Origin of the sequence: uncultured Porphyromonas sp. (assembly GCF_905372525.1) — a bacterium.
GTDB lineage: Bacteria > Bacteroidota > Bacteroidia > Bacteroidales > Porphyromonadaceae > Porphyromonas.
This window is the reverse complement of the sequence record NZ_CAJPPN010000071.1, coordinates 1-5,611: the sequence shown is the minus strand read 5'-3', so window position 1 is coordinate 5,611 and position 5,611 is coordinate 1. Positions and strand designations below refer to the sequence as shown.

General features: G+C 54.8%; 2 protein-coding genes. One reads left to right on the top strand and one right to left on the bottom strand.

Translation table 11 applies throughout. The features are described from left to right. Positions 1-564: 564 nt before the first annotated feature. Complete coding sequence (locus tag QZ170_RS09065) at positions 565-2,814, top strand: nitric-oxide reductase large subunit (protein ID WP_297180192.1); 2,250 nt, start codon at positions 565-567, stop codon at positions 2,812-2,814. Positions 2,815-2,916: 102 nt separating this feature from the next. Here the strand turns inward: QZ170_RS09065 and QZ170_RS09060 are convergent, their stop codons facing one another. Continuing rightward, the gene (locus QZ170_RS09060) at positions 2,917-5,334 is read right to left on the bottom strand and encodes an outer membrane beta-barrel family protein (RefSeq protein ID WP_297180190.1); all 2,418 of its coding nucleotides are present in this window, start codon (positions 5,332-5,334) and stop codon (positions 2,917-2,919) included. Between the last annotated feature and the right edge of the window lie 277 nt (positions 5,335-5,611).

Below are 5,611 nucleotides of genomic sequence, written 5' to 3'. Positions count from 1 at the left end.
TCATATCCCAGGGAGCCTTAGCCCATCACTAAAGATCCTAGGCATTATCCCCAAGAAACAGACATACAAGCAAGCCCTACGAAGGACATACTTAGAGCGAGGTAGTGTACACGCGTGTATACTGTTGTGTACACGTGGGTATACAATTGTGTACACACGTGTATACTCATCCCTCCTAGGTAGGAGGGATTCGCTGGGGATCTCTACACCTAAGACATAGATACTTCTATCTTCGGCGCATACTCCTTCACGACCTTGCCCTCGCACCATAGTGATTTCATGCGTCAGCCCTGAGGGAGGCTCCACCCAGAGAAAGAGGACGATGGGGGTAGACTGTATTCTGGGGAATTACGTACCTTTATCATACATCATGTAGAAGCACAAGGGGCATCACCACGAGCTGGAGCACGGTATGTCTTAGGGCTTATTCTATGGTATATCCATAGCTTGATGAGTGATATATTCCACAAATAACACTATATTTGTCTAGTTTACTATCGCTAACTAACAAAGGTTTGTAAATAAATAGAAAGAATATATGTGTAATCATTATCACTCTAACTCATGACAGCAAAGAAACTATGGTATGCCCTAGCGACAGTGATCCTCGTGTCGTTTGGGGTACTTGGCTTCTTCGGAGTAGAGATCTTCCGTACCATGCCCCCCTTCCCAGAGAAGGTGGTGACGACGGATGGAGAGGTCCTCTTCGAAGGTCAAGACATCAAGGATGGCCAAAACGTCTGGCAGTCTATCGGTGGACAGACCGTGGGGAGCATCTGGGGACATGGTGCCTATATCGCTCCCGACTGGAACGCCGACTACCTGCACCGTGAGTCCGAGGTCATGCTGCGCAAGCTCGCTGAGCGCGATGGGCTCGACTACAAGACCCTCTCTGAGGCAGACAAGGCAAAGTATCAGGTACTCCTGCGCGAAGAACTCCGCAAGAACACCTACGACCCCGCTACGGGTATCATCACCTACTCCCCCCTACGTGCCGAGGCTGCTCGGGAGGTAGGCGAGCACTACACCAAGCTCTTCCTAGGGACAGATGAGTCACCCGAGTATGCGAAGCTACGCTCCGACTACGCTCTGCGTGGCAAGAGCCTAGAGGATCCAGCCAAGATGGCTAAGATGAATGCCTTCTTCGCCTGGACCTCATGGGTCTGCGTTACCGACCGCCCAGGGAGTGACGTCAGCTATACCAACAACTGGCCTCACGACCCCACGATCGGCAATATCGCTCCCACCTCGCTCCACCTCTGGTCAGGCTTCAGCGTGCTCATGCTCCTAGCGGCTGTAGGGATCCTCGTCTACTACTACGCACAGAGTAAGGAGGAAGAGGAAGGCCCCATGCCCGCCTCTGACCCCCTACGTGGGATGAAGCCTACAGCCTCCATGCGTGCTACGCTCAAGTACATCTGGATCGTATCGGCACTGATGCTCGTACAGATGGTCCTCGGGGCGATCACGGCACACTACGGGGTAGAGGGCGATGCACTCTTCAGCCTACCTATCCAGGACTTCCTACCACAGGCCGTCTCTCGTAGCTGGCACGTCCAGCTAGCTATCCTCTGGATCGCTACCTCTTGGCTCGCTACGGGTCTGTACATAGCCCCTGCCGTCTCGGGCACGGAGCCTAAGTATCAGGCCCTCGGGGTAAATGTCCTCTTCGGAGCTCTTATCTTCGTCGTAGTAGGCTCTCTAGTAGGGCAGTGGATGGGTGTGATGCAGAAGCTCGGACTCATCGAGAACTTCTGGCTCGGACACCAAGGCTATGAGTACGTAGAGCTCGGACGTATGTGGCAGATCCTCCTGCTGGTTGGGCTCATCCTCTGGCTCTTCCTGATGATCCGTGCCCTGATCCCAGCCCTCAAGCGCAAGGATGAGAACCGCCACCTGCTGACGCTCTTCATCATCGCTTCGCTGGCTATCGCCTTCTTCTATGCCGCAGGGCTGATGTATGGTCGTCAGACCCATATGGCTATCGCAGAGTACTGGCGCTGGTGGGTCGTCCACCTCTGGGTAGAGGGCTTCTTCGAGGTCTTTGCTACCGTCGTGGCAGCCTTCCTCTTCTGCCGTCTCGGCCTGCTACGTATCCAGTCCGCTACTATCTCGGTGCTCTTCTCTACGATCATCTTCCTCTCGGGGGGTATCCTAGGGACGTTCCACCACCTCTACTTCAGCGCTACGCCTACGGGGGTACTCGCTCTTGGGGCTACGTTTAGTGCCCTAGAGATCGTCCCTCTGGTACTGATCGGGATGGAAGCCTACCACAACTACAAGCTCTCCAAGGCAACGAAGTGGATCGAGGACTACAAGTGGCCCATCTACTGCTTCATCGCTATGTGCTTCTGGAACTTCCTAGGGGCTGGTATCTTTGGCTTCGCGATCAATCCTCCTATCGCTCTCTACTACCTGCAGGGGCTGAACACGACGGCTGTACACGGCCACGCAGCGCTCTTCGGGGTATATGGGATCCTAGGGATCGGGCTGATGCTCTTCTGCCTACGTGGTCTCTACCCCGACTACAAGTGGAATGATAAGCTGATCGGTACGGCCTTCTGGATGATCAATATCGGTCTCTTCCTGATGGTGACGGTCAGTGTCCTCCCCATCGGTATCCTACAGGCACACGAGTCGATCACCAATGCCTACTGGTCGGCACGCTCGGCAGACTTCCTCCAGCAGCCCTTCATGCAAGTGATCCGCTGGCTCCGTATGCCCGGTGACCTGCTGCTCGGTACGGGTGAGCTACTGCTCGTAGTCTTCATCTTCGGGCTACAGTTCGGCTGGTCTCGCAAGGGGACACGCTAAGTCAATCTTCCCCCATAAAGTCGAAGGGCTACGCTCCACAGTGGAGCGTAGCCCTTCTTCGTTTAGTGTCCTTTCCTAGCCCGATCGATAGGTAGGAGAGGATTACATACGGGAGCGAACCTCATTGGCATTGCCGTGCTCGCGCTTGCCCTGTATCGGGGCTCCAAAGGAATAGGTTAGCCCGAGATTGAAGAACTTAGGAGAAGCGAAGTTGCGAGCCGTGATCGTGTTCCCCCCTGTCGTTGTTGAGGCTGTGAAGTCTCGATTGAAGAGGTTGTACACGTTAGCGGATAGCTTGAGCTTCCCCTGGCAGAGTGCGTAGGCAAGACCAACGGAGGTATTGAACATAGACTCCATCTTGAAGCCATTCTCTACACGGGGGGTACTGTAGCTGACGTTTATATTACCCGTGAAGGTCTTGGATCTATTGAAGAAGAGAGTCGTATTGACGCTCGCCATATAGCTGAGTCCATCGTTGTCCCAGCCCTTGCCCTCCTCGTTGCGCACCTTGCTCTGGGTGTACTGTACGCTCTGGTTGAGGTAGGCCTGTAGGAAGGAGAGGCTGGTGAAGTAATAGTTGTTCGACAGCCCCCAGGCGTACTCGGTCTCGTTATTGCCCCATAGGTACTGTGCTTGGTTCGTCACAGCGTCCAGCGAGATGAACTGTGTGAGGCCATCCCAACGGTACTTACCGAAGGCCGAGAAGTTCAGCTTACCACCGAGGGTATAGCCGAGGTTGAGTGATCCCTGCTTGGAGGCACGTAGATCCTCGCGCCCCTTCATGATGGTGTATTGGTTCTCGTAGCGAGGGAAGGGAGAGAGCTGGAAGAAGCCCGGACGCTCTAGTCGTACCGTACCATCGAGGCTAAAGGCATGACGTTCGCTGGGCGTGAAGCCTAGGTAGAGCGTGGGGAAGACGTTGAGGTAGTCCTTGAGGTTCAGTCGCCCTACGCCATTGAGCTCCCCAGCGTTGTGGGTATACTCCAGACGAACGCCTGCACGGCTCGTCCACTTATCCGATAGGGGGAGAGTGGCATCGGCATAGAAGGCATAGATATGCTCATCGAAGGAGACCTCCTCCCTACGCCCATTCAGTAGGGGCTCGGTGTGCTGCTTGTAGTGGAGGAGGTTATTGGTGTGAGACCAAGTCCCCTTAACCCCAAAGCTGGTCTGCGCCTTACCAATGGGGAGGACAAAGTCAATATTTGTGAGGACGGAGTTTGCCTGCTTCGTCCCATGCGAGGAGTAGACAAAGGCAGAGCCAGGGATGAGGACATTCAGGGGAGTGAAGCTCTCGGCGCGGAAGTCATCATCCGTCTTGGAGTCGGAGGAGACATAGTCTACGTCCCAGCTGAGCTTCCTACCGGGATGGGACGTGAAGGTCTTCTCTAGGTGAAGGTTCGCCGTCAGATAGCCACTATTGGTCTTCTCTAGGTCTGTCCCGAGAGCGTACTGCCTTAGGGTCTTAGCGGGGAGATCATAGTCTCGGGTATTGTTATCACGGGAGAGCGTCCCCCCATCGGGCGAGTAGGAGCAGGAGAGGCCAAAGCTGAGGTCTGGACGGAGGTCGTAGTCAAAGGTTGCCCGGAGGTTAGGCCCCTTTGACTTGCCGACATAGCGGGTTTCGCTGAAGGAGGAGCGTTGTGTCGAGGGGTAGATCTTCTCGGTAGAGAAGCCACTAGCGTAGGTCCAGGTGCCATACCCTGCAGTGAGGGAGGCAGTGGTCTTGCCTCGCTTGTAGTTGAGGTTCCCAGAGAGGTTTCCGCTGGACTTATCCTGCACGAGCTGATAGCCCGCAGAGATACTCCCGCCGAAGAAGTCGTTCTTGGACTTCTTTAGGACAATGTTGAGGATACCGGCGTTTCCCTCAGCCTCGTATTTGGCCGGAGGCGTGGTGATGACCTCGACCTGCCCGAGGTCACGGCTGGTGTAGGAGCGTAGGAGGCTCACCAGTGCTTTGCCAGAGAGGTGTACCCGCTTGTCGTTGATGAGGACAATGACATTCCCCTTACCGATGACGGAGATACCATCATCTGATACACTCAGACCCGGGGTCTGCTTGAGGACGTCTAGTGCGCTCTGCGCCCCTAGGCTCAGCTGCTCTGCGTCGAAGACGAGGCGGTCAGCCTTGCGGGTGATGATCGGGCGCTTAGCCGAGACAGTGACCGCCTGGAGCTGTACACTCTCCTCGGTGAGGGCGATGGTACCTAGGTCAAGTGTGGCTGAGGAGGTGGGGACGGAGAGCGTCTTGGTGTAGGTCTGATGGCTGAGCCCCTTGATCTGTAGGATGTAGTCCCCAGAGGGAGCTGAGAGCTGGAAGGATCCTGAGGCATCACTAACGGCACCTGTGACCAGAGAGCTGTCGGCCGGCAAGAGGAGGAGGACGTTGGAGAAATCAATGGGACGCTTACTCGTAGAGCCTAGGAGCTTCCCTTGGATAGCTACTGTAGGCGTCTGTGCTAGGATCGGTGAGACTAGGCCTAGCAGGAGCGTGAGTGTGTAAATGCAATACCGTAACATAAGTCTATTGGGTGTTTCTTGTTGCTAATACACTACAAAGGTACATATTCTCCCCAAACTACAAAATCACCCCTCTATATTCCCCAGGCAGGCTGACACATGAAATCACCATAGTGCGAGGGCAAGGTCGTCAAGGAGCATATGCCAGAGATAGAAGTATCCGTGTCCTAGGTATAGAGATGCCAAGCGTATACCTCCTACCTAGGAGGGATGAGTGTACATGTGTGTACACAACTGTATACCCACGTGTACACAACTGTATACACGCGTGTATACA